Annotated in this window: 16 protein-coding genes and 3 tRNA genes; 11 read left to right on the forward strand and 8 right to left on the reverse strand. The window is 41.7% G+C overall.

What is annotated here, in order from left to right; genetic code table 11:
• The first annotated feature begins 142 nt into the window (after positions 1-142).
• The gene (locus tag LPA49_RS20780) at positions 143-1,585 is read left to right on the forward strand and encodes an IS1182 family transposase (RefSeq protein WP_069439015.1); all 1,443 of its coding nucleotides are present in this window, start codon (positions 143-145) and stop codon (positions 1,583-1,585) included.
• A 207-nt stretch (positions 1,586-1,792) separates the two neighbouring features.
• Here the strand turns inward: LPA49_RS20780 and LPA49_RS20785 are convergent, their stop codons facing one another.
• Together LPA49_RS20785 and LPA49_RS20790 are read right to left on the reverse strand one after the other, a co-directional pair.
• A complete protein-coding gene (locus LPA49_RS20785; RefSeq protein WP_230237717.1) occupies positions 1,793-2,122 on the reverse strand; it encodes a hypothetical protein in 330 nt (109 codons plus the stop codon).
• Between the two features lie 45 nt (positions 2,123-2,167).
• Positions 2,168-2,815, reverse strand: coding sequence for a hypothetical protein (locus tag LPA49_RS20790; protein WP_230237718.1), 648 nt, complete (start codon positions 2,813-2,815; stop codon positions 2,168-2,170).
• A gap of 698 nt (positions 2,816-3,513) precedes the next feature.
• Between LPA49_RS20790 and LPA49_RS20795 the strand changes: the two genes are divergently transcribed.
• The 9 genes from LPA49_RS20795 (at position 3,514) to ppiD (ending at position 12,855) form a co-directional block, all read left to right on the forward strand.
• Positions 3,514-3,589, forward strand: a tRNA-His gene (locus LPA49_RS20795).
• A gap of 15 nt (positions 3,590-3,604) precedes the next feature.
• Positions 3,605-3,681, forward strand: a tRNA-Pro gene (locus tag LPA49_RS20800).
• A gap of 39 nt (positions 3,682-3,720) precedes the next feature.
• Positions 3,721-3,797 (forward strand) — tRNA-Pro (locus LPA49_RS20805).
• A 392-nt stretch (positions 3,798-4,189) separates the two neighbouring features.
• Complete coding sequence (gene tig / locus LPA49_RS20810) at positions 4,190-5,494, forward strand: trigger factor (RefSeq protein ID WP_036969831.1); 1,305 nt, start codon at positions 4,190-4,192, stop codon at positions 5,492-5,494.
• A gap of 274 nt (positions 5,495-5,768) precedes the next feature.
• Positions 5,769-6,386 (forward strand): ATP-dependent Clp endopeptidase proteolytic subunit ClpP, encoded by a 618-nt coding sequence (gene clpP / locus LPA49_RS20815; protein WP_036969828.1) that lies wholly within the window; start codon positions 5,769-5,771, stop codon positions 6,384-6,386.
• 135 nt (positions 6,387-6,521) lie between these two features.
• Positions 6,522-7,805 carry an ATP-dependent protease ATP-binding subunit ClpX gene (gene clpX / locus LPA49_RS20820; RefSeq protein ID WP_036969827.1) on the forward strand — a complete coding sequence of 428 codons (1,284 nt, stop codon included), beginning with the start codon at positions 6,522-6,524 and terminating at the stop codon, positions 7,803-7,805.
• Positions 7,806-7,948: 143 nt separating this feature from the next.
• Entirely contained in the window at positions 7,949-10,309 is a 2,361-nt protein-coding gene (lon, locus tag LPA49_RS20825) for an endopeptidase La (RefSeq protein WP_036969826.1), read from the forward strand.
• 188 nt (positions 10,310-10,497) lie between these two features.
• Complete coding sequence (locus tag LPA49_RS20830) at positions 10,498-10,794, forward strand: HU family DNA-binding protein (protein ID WP_256213542.1); 297 nt, start codon at positions 10,498-10,500, stop codon at positions 10,792-10,794.
• A 159-nt stretch (positions 10,795-10,953) separates the two neighbouring features.
• Complete coding sequence (ppiD, locus tag LPA49_RS20835) at positions 10,954-12,855, forward strand: peptidylprolyl isomerase (protein ID WP_230237719.1); 1,902 nt, start codon at positions 10,954-10,956, stop codon at positions 12,853-12,855.
• Between the two features lie 1,218 nt (positions 12,856-14,073).
• On the opposite strand, the gene LPA49_RS20840 is transcribed toward ppiD, so the two are convergent.
• From LPA49_RS20840 to pspF, 6 genes are read right to left on the reverse strand one after another with little or no spacing between them, the layout of a single operon-like run.
• Positions 14,074-14,835: an ATP-binding cassette domain-containing protein gene (locus LPA49_RS20840; protein WP_036969818.1), complete on the reverse strand. Its 762-nt coding sequence runs from the start codon at positions 14,833-14,835 to the stop codon at positions 14,074-14,076.
• Entirely contained in the window at positions 14,835-15,827 is a 993-nt protein-coding gene (locus LPA49_RS20845) for an oligopeptide/dipeptide ABC transporter ATP-binding protein (RefSeq protein ID WP_036969815.1), read from the reverse strand. The genes LPA49_RS20840 and LPA49_RS20845 overlap by 1 nt, the downstream gene beginning before the upstream one ends.
• A 2-nt stretch (positions 15,828-15,829) precedes the next feature.
• Positions 15,830-16,723 carry an ABC transporter permease subunit gene (locus tag LPA49_RS20850; protein WP_036969812.1) on the reverse strand — a complete coding sequence of 298 codons (894 nt, stop codon included), beginning with the start codon at positions 16,721-16,723 and terminating at the stop codon, positions 15,830-15,832.
• Entirely contained in the window at positions 16,710-17,744 is a 1,035-nt protein-coding gene (locus LPA49_RS20855) for an ABC transporter permease subunit (RefSeq protein ID WP_036969807.1), read from the reverse strand. The genes LPA49_RS20850 and LPA49_RS20855 overlap by 14 nt, the downstream gene beginning before the upstream one ends.
• Positions 17,744-19,351: an ABC transporter substrate-binding protein gene (locus tag LPA49_RS20860; protein WP_036969802.1), complete on the reverse strand. Its 1,608-nt coding sequence runs from the start codon at positions 19,349-19,351 to the stop codon at positions 17,744-17,746. The genes LPA49_RS20855 and LPA49_RS20860 overlap by 1 nt, the downstream gene beginning before the upstream one ends.
• Positions 19,352-19,366: 15 nt before the next feature.
• Positions 19,367-20,440, reverse strand: a complete 1,074-nt coding sequence (gene pspF / locus LPA49_RS20865; protein ID WP_036969799.1) for a phage shock protein operon transcriptional activator — start codon at positions 20,438-20,440, stop codon at positions 19,367-19,369.
• A gap of 188 nt (positions 20,441-20,628) precedes the next feature.
• Here pspF and pspA point away from each other — a divergent pair, with 188 nt between their 5' ends.
• Positions 20,629-21,291, forward strand: coding sequence for a phage shock protein PspA (gene pspA, locus LPA49_RS20870; RefSeq protein ID WP_036969796.1), 663 nt, complete (start codon positions 20,629-20,631; stop codon positions 21,289-21,291).
• Positions 21,292-21,337: the final 46 nt, after the last annotated feature.

Below are 21,337 nucleotides of genomic sequence, written 5' to 3' on the forward strand. Positions count from 1 at the left end.
TGGCACAGACTGTGTGAAAACTCTGATCACCTTTTGGTCTAAGTATGTTCTGCTTATGATCTATTAATCTATACATTTAGTTCACTTAATATACTGATATTTATATAATTAGACTATTGATTCAGTTGAGGGTTGAGGCAGTATGTCAAAGTTTATAAGCGGTGAAAGTCGTGACCAATCAACGTTATTTCCAGAATCGTTGGAAGATTACGTCAGTGAAGATAATACGGTCAGAGTGATTGATGTTTTCATTGAGGAACTAAATCTAGCTGAATTGGGGTTTAAAGGATTAACTTTAAAGTCCACAGGCCGCCCTAAGTATCATCCAGCCACATTATTAAAACTGTATCTTTATGGTTACCTCAACCGTATTCAATCATCCCGCCGATTAGAAACCGAATGCCAACGCAATATTGAACTGATGTGGCTACTTGGTAAGTTGGCACCCGACTTTAAAACGATTGCTGATTTTAGAAAAGACAACGGAGATGGTATAAAAAATGTGTGCAAAACGTTTGTTGAAGTCTGCCGTCGTCTGAATATGTTTGAGAAACCAGTTGTTGCCATCGATGGTAGTAAGTTTAAAGCTAGCAACAACAAAGGCAATAATTTTACGCCAAGCAAAGTTAAATTCCACATCGACCGAGTCGAAAAGAATATTGAACGTTACCTTGAATTACTTGATGAAGCCGATAAAGAGCAAGCTAACGTCACAAAAATTAAAGCCACAAAAGATAGGCTAGCTGACTTTCGCAGCCAGTTAAAAAAACTACACGAGATTAAAGAACAAGTTGAAGCTCATCCTGACAAGCAAATATCCACTACTGATCCTGATTCACGTTTAATGAAAACTCAAGGTTTTACAAGAGTTGTGAGTTATAACGTGCAAAGTGCGGTTGATACCAAGCACCACCTTATAGTGGCGCATGAGGTGACCAACGTGCCAGATAGAGGCCAGCTTGCGTCAATGACAAAACTCGCACAAAAAGCATTGCGCAAGGAAGATATAAGGGTATTAGCAGATAAAGGTTACTTCAGTCAGCCCGATATAAAAGATACTATCGATTTGGGTGCAGAGCCAATCATGCCCAAGACGGATACATCGTCCTCTGAAAAGAAAGGGATATTTAACCGCTCACTCTTCAAATACGATGCAAATAAAGATATTTACTTATGCCCCGCTGGTAATGAACTTCAAAATCGAATGCAGGTATTTGAGCAAGGTAAATACCTTGATGTTTACTTCAATCACATTGCTTGTCGAGATTGTAAAATAAGAAGTCAGTGCACTAACTCTAAAAAAGACCCTAGGCGAATAAGGCGGTGGGTGCATGAGATTCTGACAGAAGAAATGCTTCAAAAGCTAAAGAATGAACCTGAATTGATGCTTCATCGCAAGCAAACTGTTGAGCACCCCTTTGGCACAATTAAACTCTGGATGGGAGCTACCCACTTACTAACACGAGGTTTAAAAAGCGTGGGGACAGAAATAAGTCTTCATGTCCTAGCTTACAACTTCAGAAGAATGATAACAATTATGGGAGTTAACGGCCTAAGTAAAGCAATTAGAGTAGCGTTGCCATAGCAGTTTCGCTCGCGCGGAGAAAATTGCGATACTGAGAAAAAATCGATCGCAACCATCTTAAATGGTTTCAAACTAAGAACATACCCAAGACAATTTATTAAAAATTAGTTTTCACACAGTCTGGGCACATATGCGACAGCCAGATTTGATTGAGTTTTATTATTCGAGTCTGACAGATCGAGTTAAGACTTTTTCAGTTAACTTTGTTCAGTTTATTTGTAACTTTTCTAGCAATAACAATACTAATTCTCTTTGAAAATACTGATATTTGTCTTCAATTTTTAGATTTGTAATTTTATGAAGATGTGCTTTGCCAGTATAATGAATAATTCTTTCTAAATGAAAATCTTCGAAGATGTATATCTTCGAAGCCCAGCCTAGCAACTCTTCAGTGCAAAGCGTTGTACCAGCTCTATCAACATATTTTTTGCTCAAGCCTGCTGACTTGTAAATATTGCTGTTATCTAGAGCGTTGAATAGTTCTTGCGCAGTACGGCTTCGATTAATGTTGGAGGTGCATAGAAATAACATGTTCATTTGCGTTACCTGCTAACAAAATGTATGAGCTGATCATTACATGGTTTAGACAACATTTAATTGCTTCATTTGTTCAGAGGACAATACAGTTAAATTATATTGATAACCTTCTTCCAAGTTTACTTTTTGCCACAATGCGAAATTCGCTCGTTGCATACCTTGAGCATGAGAGAGAAACCAACCTGCACGAAGTGAATTTGGGTTTTGCTTGTTTAACGAAATGACAATTTTTTCGCAAAGGTGAGCTACTAAACTTACTCGTTCTTCTACTTGTTCTGCATGACTCCCTGTGGCGAAAAAAACAACGCACTCATCAGACATAGCATTGATAAGCATCAAAAGTATTTTGAGGCGAGAGTGTATAGTCCAATTTAAATTAATAATACCGCCTCTTACATGATCGAGTTCGTCCAGCGTAATGATTCTTTCAATTGGCCTACTAAAATTTTCCGCGACGAACTCAGGAGTAGCTTGCAAAGGCTGCTCATAAATAATGAATACTTTCTTTAAAGGAGGGAGTTTATTTATTATTTCACTTATTAAAAGCTGTTCTTTTGAATCAAGGCAGTTGCCAATGACGACATAGCCCTTCGCATTCGAGGGCATTTGTAGTGAGTAGTCCGGCTTTGGAAAAGGTGGTAATTCCCTATTTAGCTCTTCAAAGGATTCTACCGGTAATTGGTCTTCTTTCATGCTTATATCTTATTATTTCGCAAACAATAAATTGATATTAACTTATTGATTTGTATAAAGTAAATAATACACAATGAGCACTGTCTGTGAACAAATGATTAGCATTGTTCGATAACTATATATTTTATTTGAAATTTTTATACAGCTTTTAAAATTTTCGATTGAGAAAGTAACTTAGAAAAATTTAAAAAATTTAGAGTTGCAAATATCCGCTATCTTTATACGGGCAGATATGTATAGAAATAAAGTAACCATAGAAAATTAATACGCAATGCGTATGGGGTAAAATAGTGTAGTAATCTTCTCATTAGGGATTGATATACCACCGAACTGAAGCATTAATGTTTGAGAGGGTAGAGCGCATGCCTTATTCTCTACTAGCTATAATTAGCAATTCACTAGTATCGTTTTACCTCATTTATATGTGCGTATATATGCACTAAGCTTGTTTGTTTTTTTATGCATTAAGAGCATAAAAAAGTTTGACTTTGGAAATGAGCTATATATAATGCGCCTCGTTGTTTAGAGAACTCACGGAGAGTCTCGAAGGCGTTATAAACAAAGGGATTTTTCCTTGTAGGATTGTTATACGAAATTTATGTTTTAACCCACCCACCCATGTTTTAATGGTTGGTTTAGGTGGATATAAAGGTTCGAATCCTTCCGGGTGCGCCATTTGAAAATATGTAAATGCCGTGGTGATTGTAGCTCAGTTGGTAGAGCCCCGGATTGTGATTCCGGTTGTCGTGGGTTCGAGCCCCATCAGTCACCCCAATTTACACACAGTATCGGCGATTAGCGCAGTTTGGTAGCGCACTTGGTTTGGGTCCAAGGGGTCGCAGGTTCAAATCCTGCATCGCCGACCACTTTCACTGTGGTTGTATTTTTAAAACTTCTCTTTATATCGGCGATTAGCGCAGTTTGGTAGCGCACTTGGTTTGGGTCCAAGGGGTCGCAGGTTCAAATCCTGCATCGCCGACCACTTTCTACTAGTATATTCATCTTGGTAATCTGAGCGTTTCATGCGCTAAATTAATACCGCTTAGTCATTCCCTTTTTAAACATTCTGATTTAATTAATCACCTTACTTTGCTGATGATTTTTACGTTCGTTTTTTGTTCGTTTAAACGCAGATTGCCGCTATATAGACCAAATAATTGCCCCCTAGACTCGACTATCAAAAATATTAGGTTATAATGCCGCGTCTATTGTTTAACATAGTGCCCATAGGGGCAGAGCAGCAATGGTATCTCATGGTTACAATGCGCCGTTTTAAGTTGAATTTTTCAGCGTTAAAACTTGCTATCACTCATGGAGATCACCTTGTTTGTAAGGAAGGCGAACAGTCGCCAAAATTGAAGATTGAGGTAAATCATGCAAGTTTCTGTTGAGACGACTCAAGGCCTTGAGCGCCGTCTGACCATCACCGTTCCTGCAGAGAACGTTGAGACTGAAGTAAAAAAACGCTTACAACAACTGTCTAAAACCCAGCGTATCGATGGTTTCCGTCCTGGTAAAGTTCCAGCGTCTATCATCAACAAACGTTACGGTGCTGCAGTACGTCAAGAAGTTGCGGGCGAATTAATGCAACGCAACTACATCGAAGCAATCGTTTCTGAAAAAATCAACCCAGCGGGTGCACCAACTTTCGCACCAAAAGCGTTAGAAGCAGGTAAAGATTTAGAATTCGATGCAACGTTTGAAGTGTACCCTGAAGTTGAAATTCAAGGTCTAGATAAAATTAACGTTGAAAAACCAGCTGTTTCTGTTACTGACGAAGACCTAGCTAACATGCTAGAAACGTTACGTAAGCAACACGCATCGTGGACTGAAGTTGACGCTGCTGCAGGTGAAAAAGATCGTGTAACTATCGACTTCGTTGGTTCTATCGATGGTGAAGAGTTTGAAGGCGGTAAAGCTGAAGACTTCCCTCTAGAACTTGGTCAAGGTCGTATGATCCCAGGTTTCGAAGACAACATCGTTGGCAAAAAAGCGGGCGAAGAAGTTGTTGCTGAAGTAACATTCCCTGAAGAATATCACGCTGAAAACCTAAAAGGTAAAGCGGCTTCTTTCACTATTACTGTGAAGAAAGTTGAAACTCAAGAGCTTCCTGAGCTTAACGAAGAGTTCGCAACTAAATTCGGTGTTGCTGAAGGCGGCGTTGATGCACTGAAAGAAGAAGTTAAGAAAAACATGTCACGTGAGCTTGACCAAGCGGTTAAAGCTAACGTGAAAGACCAAGCTATCAAAGGTCTTTTAGCGAACAACGAAATCGACGTGCCAAAAGCACTAGTAGATCAAGAAATTGATGCTCTACGTCAACAAGCGGCACAACGTTTTGGCGGCAACGCTCAAAACATGCCTGAGCTTCCAGCTGAGTTATTCCATGAGCAAGCTGTAACTCGCGTTAAAACTGGCCTATTACTAGGTGAAGTGATTAAAGCGAACGAGCTTAAAGTTGATGACGCAAAAGTTGAAGCGTTAATTGCAACAGTGGCTTCTGCATACGAAGATCCAACTGAAGTAGTAGAATACTACAAAGCAAATGATCAACTAATGCAGCAAATGCGCAACGTAGCGATGGAAGAGCAAGCAGTTGAAGCTATCCTAGCTAAAGCAAACGTGACTGACGTTGAAAAAGCATTCGACGACATCATGAATCCACAGCAAGGTGCTTAATAAGTCATTGACTTAAGCTCTCGCTAGCGATTAAATGGCTCGTGTTACACTGTATTTATACAGCGTACTCGGGCCATTTTAGTTTGTGGTGGCCAGTTTCACCAAAACCAACAATACTTATGTTAATGCGCAACATTAAACATAAAGGATTGAAAACACATCTTTGTGTTCGCATATACTTAAATAGATTGAAAATACGCGTAAATTAACATTAGTATAAATGTGCTTTCCTTATAGTAAGGATGAGTCGCAGCGGATAAGGAATTAAATAAGAATGAACAGCGGTATGATAGACCCTCTAAACGCATTAGTCCCTATGGTTGTTGAGCAAACAGCAAAGGGTGAGCGCTCATATGATATTTACTCACGTCTTTTAAAAGAGCGCATTATTTTCTTAACAGGCCAAGTTGAAGATAACATGGCAAACTTGATTCTTGCGCAAATGCTGTTTTTAGAGTCAGAAAATCCAGAAAAAGATATTTATCTTTATATCAACTCGCCAGGTGGCTCGGTCACTGCAGGCATGGCGATTTACGATACAATGAATTTCATTAAGCCAGATGTCAGTACTATTTGTGTTGGTCAAGCGGCGAGCATGGGAGCCTTCTTGCTATCAGGTGGCGCTAAAGGCAAACGTTTTTGTTTACCTAACTCGCGTGTGATGATTCACCAACCACTTGGTGGTTTCCAAGGGCAGGCGTCTGATTTCGAAATTCATGCCCGTGAAATTTTATCAATTAAAGATAAACTAAATCGCTTGATGGCTGAGCATACGGGTCAGCCGTTAGACGTGGTATCGCGCGATACCGACCGTGACAACTTTATGAGTGCAAGCGAAGCGGTTGAATACGGTCTCGTTGATTCAGTATTTTCTAGTCGCGAAACAAAGTAATCTGAATAGCTAATGATATCGTATTATTAGCTATCACCCTTTACTATGCGAAAACTTATATTCTTTGATATAGTTAACCATAGTGAATTAGCAGCAGTTGCGTGCTGCTGCCAACGTAAAAAATGAGGTAGCTGAATGTCTGACACTCCTACAGACGGCGACAAAAGTAATAAATTGTTATACTGCTCTTTTTGTGGCAAAAGCCAGCATGAAGTTCGCAAATTAATTGCAGGCCCTTCAGTATACATTTGTGATGAATGTGTTGAGCTGTGTAACGATATAATCAGGGAAGAGATCAAAGACATTGCGCCGAAACATAGCGCGTCTGATAAACTGCCTGTGCCGAAAGAAATTCGTAATCACTTAGATGATTATGTGATTGGCCAAGACCACGCGAAAAAAGTACTGTCGGTTGCGGTATACAATCACTATAAACGTCTTCGTAATCAAACCATCAACGCTGATATTGAACTTGGTAAAAGTAATATCTTGTTAATTGGTCCTACAGGTAGTGGTAAAACATTACTTGCAGAAACGATGGCTCGTTTACTTGATGTGCCATTCACTATGGCTGATGCCACAACATTAACCGAAGCCGGTTATGTGGGTGAGGACGTCGAAAATATTATTCAAAAATTATTGCAAAAATGTGATTACGACGTCGAAAAAGCGCAACGTGGTATTGTTTATATTGATGAAATTGACAAGATTTCTCGTAAATCAGACAACCCATCAATCACCCGCGATGTATCAGGCGAAGGTGTACAACAAGCACTTTTAAAACTGATTGAAGGCACGGTTGCCTCTGTACCACCGCAAGGCGGTCGTAAGCATCCGCAGCAAGAGTTTTTACAAGTTGATACGTCGAAAATCTTATTTATCTGTGGGGGTGCATTCGCAGGCCTAGATAAAGTGATTGAGCAGCGTAGTCACAAAAATACGGGTATTGGCTTTGGTGCTGAAGTTAAACAATCATCTGGCAGCCGCAGCTTAAGTGAGACATTTAAAGATGTTGAGCCTGAAGATCTGGTGAAGTACGGTTTAATTCCTGAGTTCATTGGTCGTCTACCGGTTGTTGCAACGTTAACAGAGCTGGATGAAGCCGCACTGATTCAAATTCTAAGCGAACCTAAAAATGCTTTAACTAAACAGTTCTCTGCATTGTTCGCAATGGAAGACGTTGAGCTTGAGTTCCGTGAAGATGCTTTATCAGCGATTGCGCACAAAGCAATGGAGCGTAAAACAGGTGCACGTGGCTTACGTTCAATCGTAGAAGGTGTATTACTTGATACCATGTATGAACTTCCTTCGATGGATGATGTAAGCAAAGTGGTAATTGACGAAACGGTTATTAAAGGTGAGTCAGACCCAATTTTGATTTACCAAAGTGGTAATCAAGACAAAGCGGCATCTGAATAAACTTGAAATAGTTCAAAATTTAAGCAGTTAAACATAAAAAAGGAGCCAATGGCTCCTTTTTTTATAAATATGTTGAACTTTCCCTTACATATCCCCATATACTTGAGTAATCTTTAAAATAAATGAAGTGCGAAGAGAATATAATGACGCTTGAGAGAACAGATCGAGTTGAAATCCCCGTGTTGGCACTGCGCGATGTAGTGGTATACCCGCACATGGTGATCCCGCTATTTGTTGGTCGTGAAAAATCAATAAAATGCTTAGAAGCGGCGATGGACAAAGACAAACAAATTTTCCTAGTGGCGCAAAAAGACGCCTCTGTTGATGATCCGCAACAAGATGATATCTACCGTGTTGGTACCATAGCCACAGTACTTCAGTTATTAAAGCTACCTGATGGCACCGTTAAAGTGCTTGTAGAAGGCACGCAGCGTGCGAGCGTCGAAACGTTTTTAGATAACGATGATTTCTTCGTTGCTGAGGCGCAGTTCATTGAATCAAGCCACATTGATGAGCAAGAGCAAGATATCTTTATTCGTAGCGCTATTAGCCAATTTGAAGGCTATGTGAAACTCAATAAGAAAATCCCACCTGAAGTACTAACTTCTGTGTCGGGAATCGATGAGGCTGCACGTTTAGCAGATACGATGGCAGCGCATATGCCACTTAAAGTGCCAGAAAAACAAAAAGTACTTGAGATTTCTAATGTAACAGAACGTCTTGAGTACTTAATGGCCTTGATGGAAGGTGAGATAGACTTACTGCAAGTTGAGAAGAAAATTCGTACTCGCGTTAAAAAGCAGATGGAAAAATCGCAGCGTGAGTACTACCTCAACGAGCAAATGAAAGCGATTCAAAAAGAGCTTGGCGAGCTGGATGATGTACCAGATGAATTCGAAGCAATTAAAAAGCGTATCGAAGAATCGGGCATGCCAAAAGAAGCGCAAGAGAAAGCAAGTGCTGAACTTGCGAAGCTGAAAATGATGTCGCCTATGTCGGCAGAAGCCACCGTGGTTCGTTCATATATTGATACGCTTATCAATGTGCCATGGAAAAAACGCTCTAAAGTGAAAAAAGACTTAGCGGGTGCGCAAAAAATTCTTGATACCGACCATTACGGTTTAGACAAAGTCAAAGAACGTATTATTGAGTATCTTGCAGTCCAACAGCGTACTAATAAGTTAAAAGGCCCAATTTTGTGCCTAGTCGGTCCACCGGGTGTGGGTAAAACATCACTAGGGCAGTCTATTGCGCGCTCTACGGGTCGTAAATATGTTCGTATGGCTTTAGGTGGCGTACGTGATGAAGCTGAAATACGTGGTCATCGTCGTACTTACATTGGTTCAATGCCAGGTAAGTTGATTCAGAACATGACCAAAGTTGGGGTTAAAAACCCACTGTTCTTATTAGACGAAATCGACAAGATGTCTTCTGATATGCGTGGTGACCCAGCCTCAGCATTGCTTGAGGTATTAGACCCAGAACAAAACAGCCATTTTGCTGATCACTATTTAGAAGTCGATTACGATTTATCTGATGTAATGTTTGTTGCTACATCAAATAGCTTTAATATTCCGGGTCCATTATTAGACCGTATGGAAGTAATTCGTTTATCGGGCTACACCGAAGATGAGAAGCTAAATATTGCCAAGCAGCATTTAATTCCAAAGCAAGTTAAGCGTAATGGTCTTAAAGATAGCGAAGTTGAGATTGAAGATAGCGCCATCATTGGCATTATTCGCTACTACACCCGCGAAGCTGGTGTGCGTAATCTTGAACGTGAAGTGTCTAAGCTGTGTCGTAAAGCAGTGAAAAATATTTTGCTTAATAAAGACATTAAGAAAGTCACCATTGACGAAGACAACCTAGAAGAATTCTTAGGTGTGCAGCGCTTTGATTACGGTAAAGCAGAAGATGGCGATCGTATAGGCCAAGTAACGGGTTTAGCGTGGACTGAAGTAGGCGGTGACTTATTAACGATTGAGTCAGCCGCAGTGCCTGGCAAAGGCAAACTAACGTACACGGGATCGCTGGGCGATGTGATGCAAGAGTCAATTCAAGCAGCAATGACTGTGGTGCGTAATCGCGCGGATAAATTGCGTATCAATAGTGACTTTTACGAAAAACGTGACATACATGTCCACGTGCCTGAAGGTGCAACACCCAAAGATGGCCCAAGTGCGGGTATTGCCATGGTGACAGGTTTAGTATCGAGCTTAACGGGTAACCCGGTACGTTCTGATGTTGCCATGACGGGTGAAATCACTTTACGTGGTGAAGTACTTCCAATAGGTGGCTTAAAAGAGAAACTTTTAGCTGCCCACCGTGGCGGTATTAAAACCGTTATTATTCCAAAAATTAACGAACGTGACTTAAAAGAGATCCCTGATAACGTTTTAGAGGGTCTTGAAATTCACCCAGTTACATGGATTGATGACGTTTTAAAGATAGCTTTGAAGCACCCAGTAGAGAGTTTTTCAGTCGAAACTGAAAAAAACCAGTAAAAAACAGCAAAAAAGTGCTTTTAGGGGCTTTTCAAATACAAAGGGTATGATAAGTTAAGCACTAGTTTTCAAGCCTAGGCCTTATGTGGCCTAGGGTTGAGAAAAATATAATAACCTGAGCATAAACTTAACTTGCTCATAAATTTTCAAAACAGTGATGTTAATTAAAAAAACAATCGCTCTTGATAATAACAATGAAAGAGGATGATATTGTGAATAAATCTCAATTAATCGATCAAATCGCAGCTGATGCTGACATTTCTAAAGCGGCTGCTGGTCGTGCACTAGATTCATTCATCGAGGCTGTTTCAGGCGCTCTTAAAGATGGCGATTCAGTGGCGCTAGTTGGCTTTGGTACTTTCTCAGTACGTGAGCGTGCAGCGCGTTCAGGTCGTAACCCACAAACTGGTGAAGCTATCCAGATTGCAGCAGCAAACATTCCTTCTTTCAAAGCAGGTAAAGCGCTGAAAGACGCAGTAAACTAATCAGCAAAAGATTAGTAAGGTGAGAGATACCTAATCACACTTAAATTGAATTAGGTAACTTAGCACCAGTTACTTCAAGTGAAAAAGCGTATCTGGTAAGATACGCTTTTTTTACATGAGCAGGGTTAATTTGTACCTGATCAGAATAGAGATAGATAAATGCTTGAGAAAATCAGAGAAGGTTCGCAGGGACCTGCAGCCAAAATTATTTTAGGCGCGGTGATTTTATCTTTTGCTTTAGCTGGGATCGGTGGTTATTTAGGACAAACCACAGAGCAACCCGTTGCAGAAGTAAATGGAGTTAAAATTAGCCAAACCGAATTCAGCCGTGCTTATCAAAATGAGCGTAATCGTTTAGAGCAACAATTTGGTGAATATTTTGCGCAAATCGCAGCCGATCCAAATTACATGGCACAAATCCGCCAAGGCGTAATTGACCGTTTAGTACAACAAGAATTGCAAACTCAACTAGCGGCAGAATTAGGTCTTCGTGTTAGTGACGAAAGTGTCCGTAAAGCTATTTTAGAAATGCCTTACTTTCAAGTGGGTGGCCAGTTTAATAACGACCGCTATCTACAAGTGCTTCGTCAAATGAACTTTCAACCAGATACTTTTAGAGAGTATCTACGTGAAGATATGACGCGTAGCCAACTTGTGGGTGCTGTTGCAGGAACTGATTTCGTATTAGAAAACGAATTAAACAACAGTGTTGCACTTCAACAACAAACGCGCAGTATCGATTACCTTGTTGTTACTAAAGAGTCGTTACAAGAAGGCGTTGAAGTAAGCGAACAAGAAATTGCTGATTACTATGACCTAAATCAACCGCAGTTTTTAGCACCTGAGCAAGTATCAGTGAGCTACATTGATTTAAATGCGGCGAATCTGAGCCTAGATTCAAGCGTGTCAGAAGAAGATGTAAAAGCGTATTACGATCAAAATAGCGCGCAATATATTGAGCCAGAAAAACGCCGTGTTTCACATATCTTAATTGATAATAGTGAAGACGATGATGCTGCAAAAGCGAAAGCAGAAGAGTTACTTGCACAACTTAAAAATGGTGCAGACTTTGCGCAGCTTGCTGTGTCGTCATCAGACGATGTCGTGAGTGCTGAGATGGGCGGTGATCTTGATTGGATAGAGCGCGACATGATGGACCCTGCGTTTGAAGAGGCAACATATGCACTTGCAAACAAAGGTGACATTTCTGATGTTGTAGAATCTGAGTTTGGTTATCACATCATCAAACTGACAGATATTCAAACACAGCAAGTAAAACCTTATGCTGACGTAAAAGGCGAGTTACGTGCTGAGCTGGAGCGTTCTAAGAAAGTGAATGCTTTCTATGAGAAGCAAACAGAAATGGGTGAATTAGCGTTTGAAATCTCTGACACATTAAACGATGCAGCAGAAGCGGCAGGTGTTGAAGTTCAAAAAACAGAGCTAGTAACGCGTAACGCATTACCAGAACCACTTAATAACCCACAAGTTATTGCAGCAATTTTCTCACCAGAAGTGTTAGAAGATCGCATGAACTCTGAAGTGATTGAAGTGGGTGATGAGCATGCTGTTGTTGTTCGAGTGAATGATCACAAACCAGCAACGACGAAGCCACTTGCAGATGTTTCAGAGCAAATCAAAGCGACGTTAGTTGCGCAGAAAGCATCTGAACTTGCTAAAGATAAAGCACGCACTCTGTATGCAGATATTGAAGCAGGTAAAAGCTTAAGCGATATTGCGGCAGCTGAAGGCTTAGAAGTTCGCCAAGAAGCGGCGTTAGCACGTCAAGCGTACACCGTTTCCCCCGCTATTGTTCAACAGGCATTTAGAATGGCACACCCACAAGGTGCACCCGTGACAGATGTTGTTGATTTAAATAATGGTGACTCTGCGATTGTTGCGCTTAAAGCGGTGAATGAAGCTCAAAGCAGTGATATTAATGAGCAACAAAAACAAAACATCACGATGGCGCAAGTAAATAAAAACTATATGGTATTTATTGCTGCACTTAAAGCGCAAGCTGATGTAAAAGTACCTAAAGCTGCTCAACCTACAGAGTAAGCTATTAGTTAGCTAAATGAAGAGGCGCCTTATGGCGCCTTTTTTGTCGTTTAAAAATACCAATGGTTTACATGTCAGCGCAGGCAAAGTTCATCAATTAAGTAATTAAGGCTCTGAAGCGCTTCATTTTATTGTCACTTCAACACCCCCCAGTCACGGTGATAGAGTCGAAGTGTCGCTCAGATGAGGCTTGTGCTGTTACTTAGCCTTGATGGGCCAAGATTACGCGCTTTCTTAATACCAAAGTGCATTAGCGAATGCTGCATTCATGGCTCACGCCATTCCTACCTCGATTTGGAATCGTGCCGAGTGTAGGAGGCGTTTTAACGCCGAATAGCAACTTCTTCATGGCTCACGCCATTCCTACCTCGATTTGAAATCGTGCCGAGTGTAGGAGGCGTTTTAACGCCGAATAGCAACTTCTTCATGGCTCACGCCATTCCTACCTCGATTTGAAATAGTGCCGAGCGTAGGAGGCGTTTTAACGCCGAATAGCACTTCTTCATGGCTAAAGCCATTCCTACCTCGATTTGGAATCGTGCCGAGTGTAGGAGGCTTTTAACGCCGAATAGCAACTTCTTCATGGCTAAAGCCATTCCTACCTCGATTTGAAATCGTGCCGAGTGTAGGAGGCGTTTTAACGCCGAATAGTAACTTCTTCATGGCTAAAGCCATTCTGACCCCGATTTGAAATAGTGCAGAGTGTAGGAGGCGTTTTAACGCCGAATAGCAACTTCTTCATGGCTAAAGCCATTCTGACTCCGATTTGAAATAGTGCAGAGTGTAGGAGGCGTTTTAACGCCGAATAGCAACTTCTTCATGGCTAAAGCCATTCTGACCCCGATTTGAAATAGTGCAGAGTGTAGGAGGCGTTTTAACGCCGAATAGCAATTTCTTCGTGACTCACACCATTCCTACCTCGATTTGAAATCGTGCCAAGTGTAGGAGGCGTTTTAACGCCGAATAGCAACTTCTTCGTGACTAAAACCATTCTGGCCGCGATTTGAAATCGTGCCGAGTGTAGGAGGCGTTTTAACGCCGAATAGCAATTTCTTCATGGCTAAAGCCATTCCTACCTCGATTTGAAATCGTGCCGAGTGTAGGAGGCGTTTTAACGCCGAATAGCAACTTCTTCATGGCTAAAGCCATTCCTACCTCGATATAAAATAGTGCCGAGTATAGGAGGCGTTTTAACGCCGAATTAAGCGTTAAGGTAAATCAACAACTCAGCAATTTCTGTGTTACGGATGATTGCGGGTTTTGGAAAATCGTTTCAGTTTGGCCGTATTCGACAATCTCGCCGTGATCAAGCACCACAAGTTGATCGCTAATATGGCGCACTAAACTTAAATGATGAGTGATCAGGACATAGCTAAGGCCCGTTTCTTTTTGTAAACGTAGTAATAAGTTTACCGTTTGAGCGCGCACAGAGGGGTCTAGCGACGATAAAGCCTCATCAAGCACCACAACCTTAGGATCTAGAATTAAAGCGCGTGCAAGCGCTATACGTTGCAATTGACCACTACTGAACATATGCGGGTAATAATGACGATGGTCTAACAAGAGCCCGACTTTTGCTAACGTTTGTTTAATTTTCTCTTCGCGAGCGGCTTTGTCTAGATCAGTATTATATTGTAGGCAGTCGTTTAGCATGTCACCAATAGTGAGGCCAGGGTTGAGTGAGGCTTCAGAATCTTGGAATATAAGGCGAATATGACGACAGTCATTATCGCGAAGCCCATCATTTTCAATGATGTTACCATCGAGTAAAATTTGCCCTTTATCTGCGTTGTCTGCACCTGCTAATAGTTTTGCAAGGGTGCTTTTACCTGAGCCTGTTTCACCAATAATGGCGATAGTTTCGCCTTGGCCTAAACAAAATGAAATGTCTTTCAGCACCGTAAAACGCTTGCGTGAAAAGAGTCCTGCACGCAAATTAAAACTTTTCGATAGGGCTTGCACTTTTAGCAGTGGTTGCATTATTTCATCGCCTTAATTAATGGGAAGTGACACGCATAACTATGACCATGATGTTTCGTCAATTTAGGCGTTACCACACACGCTTTTTGTGCTTGTGGGCAACGGGGGCCAAGTCGGCAACCTATCGGCAAATGTTGCAAGGTTGGAATCGTTCCTTTGAGCGCATAAAAGGGTTCTTTATGTGCCAAGCCTTGCTCGTAGTCAGGTAAGCTCTTTAATAATGCTTGTGTATAAGGGTGGTGTGGCTGACTAAATATGCGGCTTGTAGGGCCTGCTTCAACCATTTGTCCGCAGTATAAAACATGCATCCCATGCGACCAGTCTATGATCTCTTCAAGCTCATGAGAGATCATTAAAATTGACATGTTTTTTAACAGGTTCAAACTTTTTAATAATCTAAAAACTTGTGCACGAGTCGTGCTCTCAAGGGCTGTGGTTGGTTCATCGGCGATAAGTAATTTAGGAGTACGAGCAATCGCCATCGCTATCATCACTTTTTGGCAGATACCTTCTGAAAGCTCATGAGGATAGCTGTCGAGCACTTTTTTGTGATCTTTAATTCCCACTTTATGAATAAGTGCTTTTACGCGGTCTTTACGTTGGCGATTTCGTTTTAAGAAAAAGCCACTGGTTGCTTCAACGGGTAAGGTTTCGGCAATTTGATCAAATATTTTTGCTGTGGGGTCCAAGCAGCGGCTTGGATCTTGGTAAATCATGGCAATATCTTGACCAACTAATTTACGGCGTTGCTCATTGGATAGACGCATTAAGTCAACACCGCGCCAGTGCATTCTGTCGGCAGTGATATGCCAGCGCTTATTCAACACCCCAACAATGGCTTTCGCAATTAAGCTTTTGCCAGAGCCTGACTCACCAACCAGCGCATGAACTTCACCTTCTTTAAGGGTGAGGCTCACTTTATCAACCGCACGAATTACCGTATCAGAGGTGCGTAACTCTATCGTGAGATTGCGAATATCGAGTAATTGCATAACTAGTCGGCCTTACGTTCTTTAAGCACTTGGCGTAAACCATCACCCACCAAATTGGTAGACAGCACAGCTAAAAATAATAATACGCCGGGTAAACCCACAGTCCAAGGGGCAAGGTAAATTAAACCAAGGTTTTCGGCCAAAATCGCACCCCATTCAGTGGTTGGCGGCTGTGCACCGAGCTTTAAAAAGCCCAGTGCTGAGATATCTAATATTGCTGTAGAAAGTGCCATTGTGAATATAACCACGATATGTTCGTAGATATTCGGGAAAATTCCTCGGGCTAATATGTGCCAGTTAGACGCACCATCTAGTTTAAAGGCGGTGATATAATCTTTATTGAGCTCTTCAACAATCAGGTTTCGAACAGAGTGGATAAACTGTGGCAGAAGAGCAAGGATAATTGCCCACACGGTGTTCATTAAGCCAGGACCAAGAATCGCGATAATAATTATGGCTAAAAGCAACGAGGGAATCGACAAGGTAATGTCGAGTAAGTGATTTAAAAAGCTTGAACGAATACCACGACTAATGCCCGCAAAAGTGCCTACCAAAACCCCAATAACCGTGGTGATAAGGGCTGCTACAACAGATAAGCCAAATGTGTAAGTTGCGCCATTCATTAATCGCGACAACACATCGCGGCCCAAATCATCGGTGCCTAATAGAAACCGAACATCACCGGCATCATGCCATGACGGCGGCAATAATAACGCATCGCTGTGCTGCTGGTTTACGCCATAAGGGGCAAGTAAAGGGGCTGATGCAGCCAGTAAAGCAAAGGCAATAAATAACCATAAGCCAACAAGTGCAGGGTGGTTGGTTTTAAATTTACGCCAAAATCGCGCCAACGGCGATTTATTCGACTCTTCAGAGAATAAATTAAACTTTGCCATGAGCTTGGTTCCGCGAGAGTGGGTCGAATAGAGTGTAAGTGAGCTCTGCGACAATCGTTGCTAAAATTACGAACATAGACACAGCCAATAAGCCGCCTTGAATAGCGGGGTAATCGCGTTGATAAATACTGTCAATTAACCATCGGCCTATGCCGGGCCATGAGAAAATGACCTCGGTGATCATCGCAAGGGTGATCAGCGTACTAAATTGTAAGCCGATTTGCTTTATCACAGGCAATAACGCATTTCTAAGGGCATGATGAATAATGAGCTGGGCGCGGTTTAACCCTTTAGCACGTGCTGTTTTAATGTAACTTTGATCAAGCACTTTGAGCATTGAATCGCGCGTAAAGCGCACCAACACGGTTGTTGGGTACATAGCCAAAACGATAGTTGGCAATGTTAGGTGGTGTAATGCATCCACAAAAGCCATGCCATGATACGGAAAGTCTCCCGCAATGATATCTATCAAAATGAACCCTGTGACAGGTTCAATCTCGTAAAGTAACCCCATACGACCCGACATCGGAAACCAGCCTAACTGCAGTGAAAACACCATTATTAACAGCAGTGCTAACCAAAATACGGGCATTGAATAGCCAATGAGTGTGCCTGAGTTAATGAATTTATCGGGCCAACGTCTGTAATAAGCAGCGGCTAAAATACCGCTTGGCACGCCGACGACCACTGACACGATAAGCGCATAGGTACTCAGCTCGAGTGTGGCAGGAAATAGGTCAACAATATGCTGAAATACACTTTCACCAGAGGCGAACGATACCCCCCAATCTCCTTGGACGATGCGCTCTAAAAACGCGAAGTATTGCACGGCATAATTTTCAGTAAAGTGGAACTTTTCTTCAAGCACGCTGGTTTGCGAAAAAGTGCTGTTGGTAATACCACTTAAATTGGTTAAGGCATCACCGGGGAATAAATAGCTTAACGAAAAAGTAAAAATACTTAATGTCAGCATCATAAACATTAACAGCGCTAAGCGGCGAAGAATATAATCAAGTATCATTATTCTTTCCTCGCGTTAGCCAGTGAAATACCGCCAAACGGGCTTAAACTTATCCCTTTCACATCGCTGCTAGATGCTTGAAAACGCATGCCGTGGGCAATTGGCAGAATCGGCAACTCTTGTACAATAATGCGCTGAGCTTGATTGTAAAATTGCTTCCGTTTTTCTAAATCGGTGGTGTCGAGCGCTTGAGTGAGTAATAAATCAAATTCAGGGTTACACCAGTTTGCCGGATTTTTACCACTAAAAGTTGCTGTGCAACTTAGCAATGGGCTCATAAAGTTGTCGGGGTCGGGCGTATCGGCTGCCCAGCCGAGTAACACGCTATCGTGGCGGTGTTCACCAACGCGTTGTAAAAAGGTATTCCATTCGTATTCCACAATACTCACGTTAACCCCGATTTTGCGCAGATCACTTTGCATCAGCTCCGCCATTTTACGGGCATTTGGGTTATAAATTCGGCTGACTGGCATGGCCCAGATATTCATATCAAAGCCATTTTTATAGCCGGCCTCTGCAAGCAGTGTTTTCGCAAGTTCAGGATTGAATTCAGGCATCGCTTTTTGTGCTTCAAAAGCCCAAGAGGCTGGTGGCAGTAACGATTGCGCCTTAATACCATTACCGTAGTAAACTGCTTGCATGATTTTGTCGACATCAATCGCGCTGGCCAGTGCTTGGCGCACACGAATATCATCAAACGGTGGACGCTCAGTATTAAATGCCCAATAACCAATATTAAGGTTTTGCTCTTTTTGAACGTTAATATCGTCTCGTTCAGCTAAAATACTTAATTGTGCGCTGCTAGGGTGAGCGGTTACATCGCATTCTTTGGTCAGCATTTTGGCGACACGGGTGGTGCCATTTGGCGTTATGTCGTAAACCAATTGCTCAAGCACCACAGGGTGTTTCCAATAATCAGGATTACGGTAATAGCGAATTAAGCGATCGCGACGGTATTCTCTGTACACATAAGGGCCCGTGCCAACGGGGTACTGGTCAAAGAGGTTTTCTTGCTTTCGCTCTTTTAATTGCATGGCGTATTCTTTTGATAGCACCACGGCAAAATCGGTTGCAAGGTTCGCTAAAAAGCTGCTTTCAGCATTATAAAGTTCAAAGCGCACCTGGTAGTCAGAAACACGCACAATGCGGCGAATTAATTGATCAATACCGACACTTTGAAAATACGGGTAATTGGCATCACCCACAAAATGATAGGGATTGTATACATCAAATAAGCGGCTAAAGGTAAAAATGACGTCATCGGCATTAAAATCACGGCTCGGTGTAAAGTACTTGGTAGTATGAAACTTCACCCCTTTTCGTAAAGTAAAAGTGATGGACTTGCCGTCTGGACTGATTTTCCAATCGGTGGCAAGTTCCGCCTGAAATTCAGCAGACACAGGGTCGATACTCAATAGGCGGTCATAAAGCTGATTAGCAATAATATCAATGGTTGAGCCCGTGGTCGTTACTTGTGGATTAAACGACACCGGGTTAGCCTCAGCGCAATACACTAAGCCCTGATTTTTTTGTTCAGTGGTTTTTTCTTCGCTATCTAGGCAGCCTACTAAGCATACCAAAGACAAAGCAAGTAACGGTTTATACACCTGATTAGCCTCTAACTATTGCTGCTGGTCTAATAAATTGTATTTTTTCAAATAGCCACGTAATTGATGATACGTTAATTCGAGCTGTTCTGCAGTTTTCTTTTGATTAAATTGACTGTGTTCCAATGCTTTTTTTATGACATCAATTTCAAAGTCATTGGAAAGTTGTTTCAAGTTACAAGGAAACTGAATTTCAGGTTTGCTTAGTGATACTGACTCTTGCGCCTGTGAAGGGGGTGTAACCGCATGTTCTATATGTGCAATTGGTGCACTGTTACTACTGCCTTTAATACGTTGCTTAGGTCTGAATTTGCTGGCAAATGGGTCTAAAATAATCTGGTGAACGGGAATATGTTCATTGCCGTGACGATACAAACTTCGTTCAACAACATTTTTTAATTCACGAATATTACCCGGCCAGTCGTATGACTGCAGTGTTTCGGTAGCGCTGCGAGTAAAGCCACTAAATAGCTCCCACTCAAGATCACGCGCCATATTAATCGCAAACTGTTCTGCAAGTAACATAATATCTTCTTGGCGTTCACGAAGCGGGGGCAGGGTAATAACATCAAAAGCGAGACGATCAAGTAGGTCGCTTCTAAACTCACCTTGCTCTGCAAGACTTGGTAGGTCTTCATTTGTTGCGCACACAAGGCGAGTATCTACTTTAACGGTTTGCTTACCGCCGACACGCTCAAACTCACCATATTCAATAACGCGTAACAGTTTTTCTTGCACCATCGCTGAGGTGTTGGCTAATTCATCTAAAAACAGCGTGCCACTGTTGGCGCGTTCAAAGCGACCTTCATGGCGTTTACTTGCTCCGGTAAAAGCCCCGCTTTCATGGCCAAATAATTCACTTTCGAGTAGGTTCTCGTTAAGCGCCGCACAGTTGAGCTTGATATAGTTCTGTTCCCAGCGTTTCGATAAAAAATGTAAACGCGCTGCAATCAGTTCTTTACCTGTACCGCGTTCACCAATAATAAGCACTGGTTTATCTAAACTAGCCAGCTGTGATACTTGATCCAGCACGCTTAAAAAGCTGTCAGATTGGCCGAGTAAATTATCCTGTTGGCGAAATTGGCTCATATTCCCTAACTCTTAGTCATTTTTACTAAGATCTAGTGTATTTCATTATCTGAGAGAACTAAAGAAATTTATAAATTTAGTTTAACTGTTTGAATATATTAAGTTATTCTAGCTTTATAAAAGTTGGCAAGCATATTGATACTAGATATACCAACTGATTAAGTTAAAACACCAAAGAGGTAAATGTTATGGGAATTTTTTCACGTTTTGCAGACATCGTTAATTCTAATATCAATGCCATCTTAGATAAAGCAGAAGACCCAGAAAAAATGGTTCGTCTGATCATCCAAGAGATGGAAGATACATTAGTAGAAGTACGCTCTACGTCAGCAAAAACACTTGCTGAGAAAAAAGAATTAGTACGTCGCGTTGATACATTAAAAGTACAGGTTGCTGATTGGCAAGAAAAAGCGGAGTTAGCACTAAGCAAAGACCGTGATGACTTAGCGCGTGCAGCACTGATTGAAAAGCAAAAGTCTGCGGATGCTGTGGCTGCTGTTGAATCTGAGCTTGAGCATGTTGAATCTCATATTGCAAAGCTTCAGCAAGAAGTAAGCACGTTACAAGAGAAGCTGGCTGATGCTAAATCACGTCAAAAAGCGATTATTTTACGTCAACGTTCAGCTGAGTCACGTTTAGAAGTGAAAAAAGCGCTTGATAGCTCAAAAGTGGAAGATGCGCTAAACCGCTTCGAACGTTACGAAAACAAGATCGATGGTCTAGAATCTCAAATAGAGTCTTATGATCTTGGTAAAAAATCATTAGCTGACGAAATTGCGGGTCTACAGCAAGACGAAAAGATTGATGATGAGCTTGCTGAGCTTAAGAAAAAACTGGCAGATAAAAAATAAAAAATGGGGGCAAGTCCCCCAATGCTTAAACACATAACGGATTGAC

Origin of the sequence: Pseudoalteromonas sp. MB41 (assembly GCF_020966275.1) — a bacterium.
Classification (GTDB): domain Bacteria; phylum Pseudomonadota; class Gammaproteobacteria; order Enterobacterales; family Alteromonadaceae; genus Pseudoalteromonas; species Pseudoalteromonas lipolytica.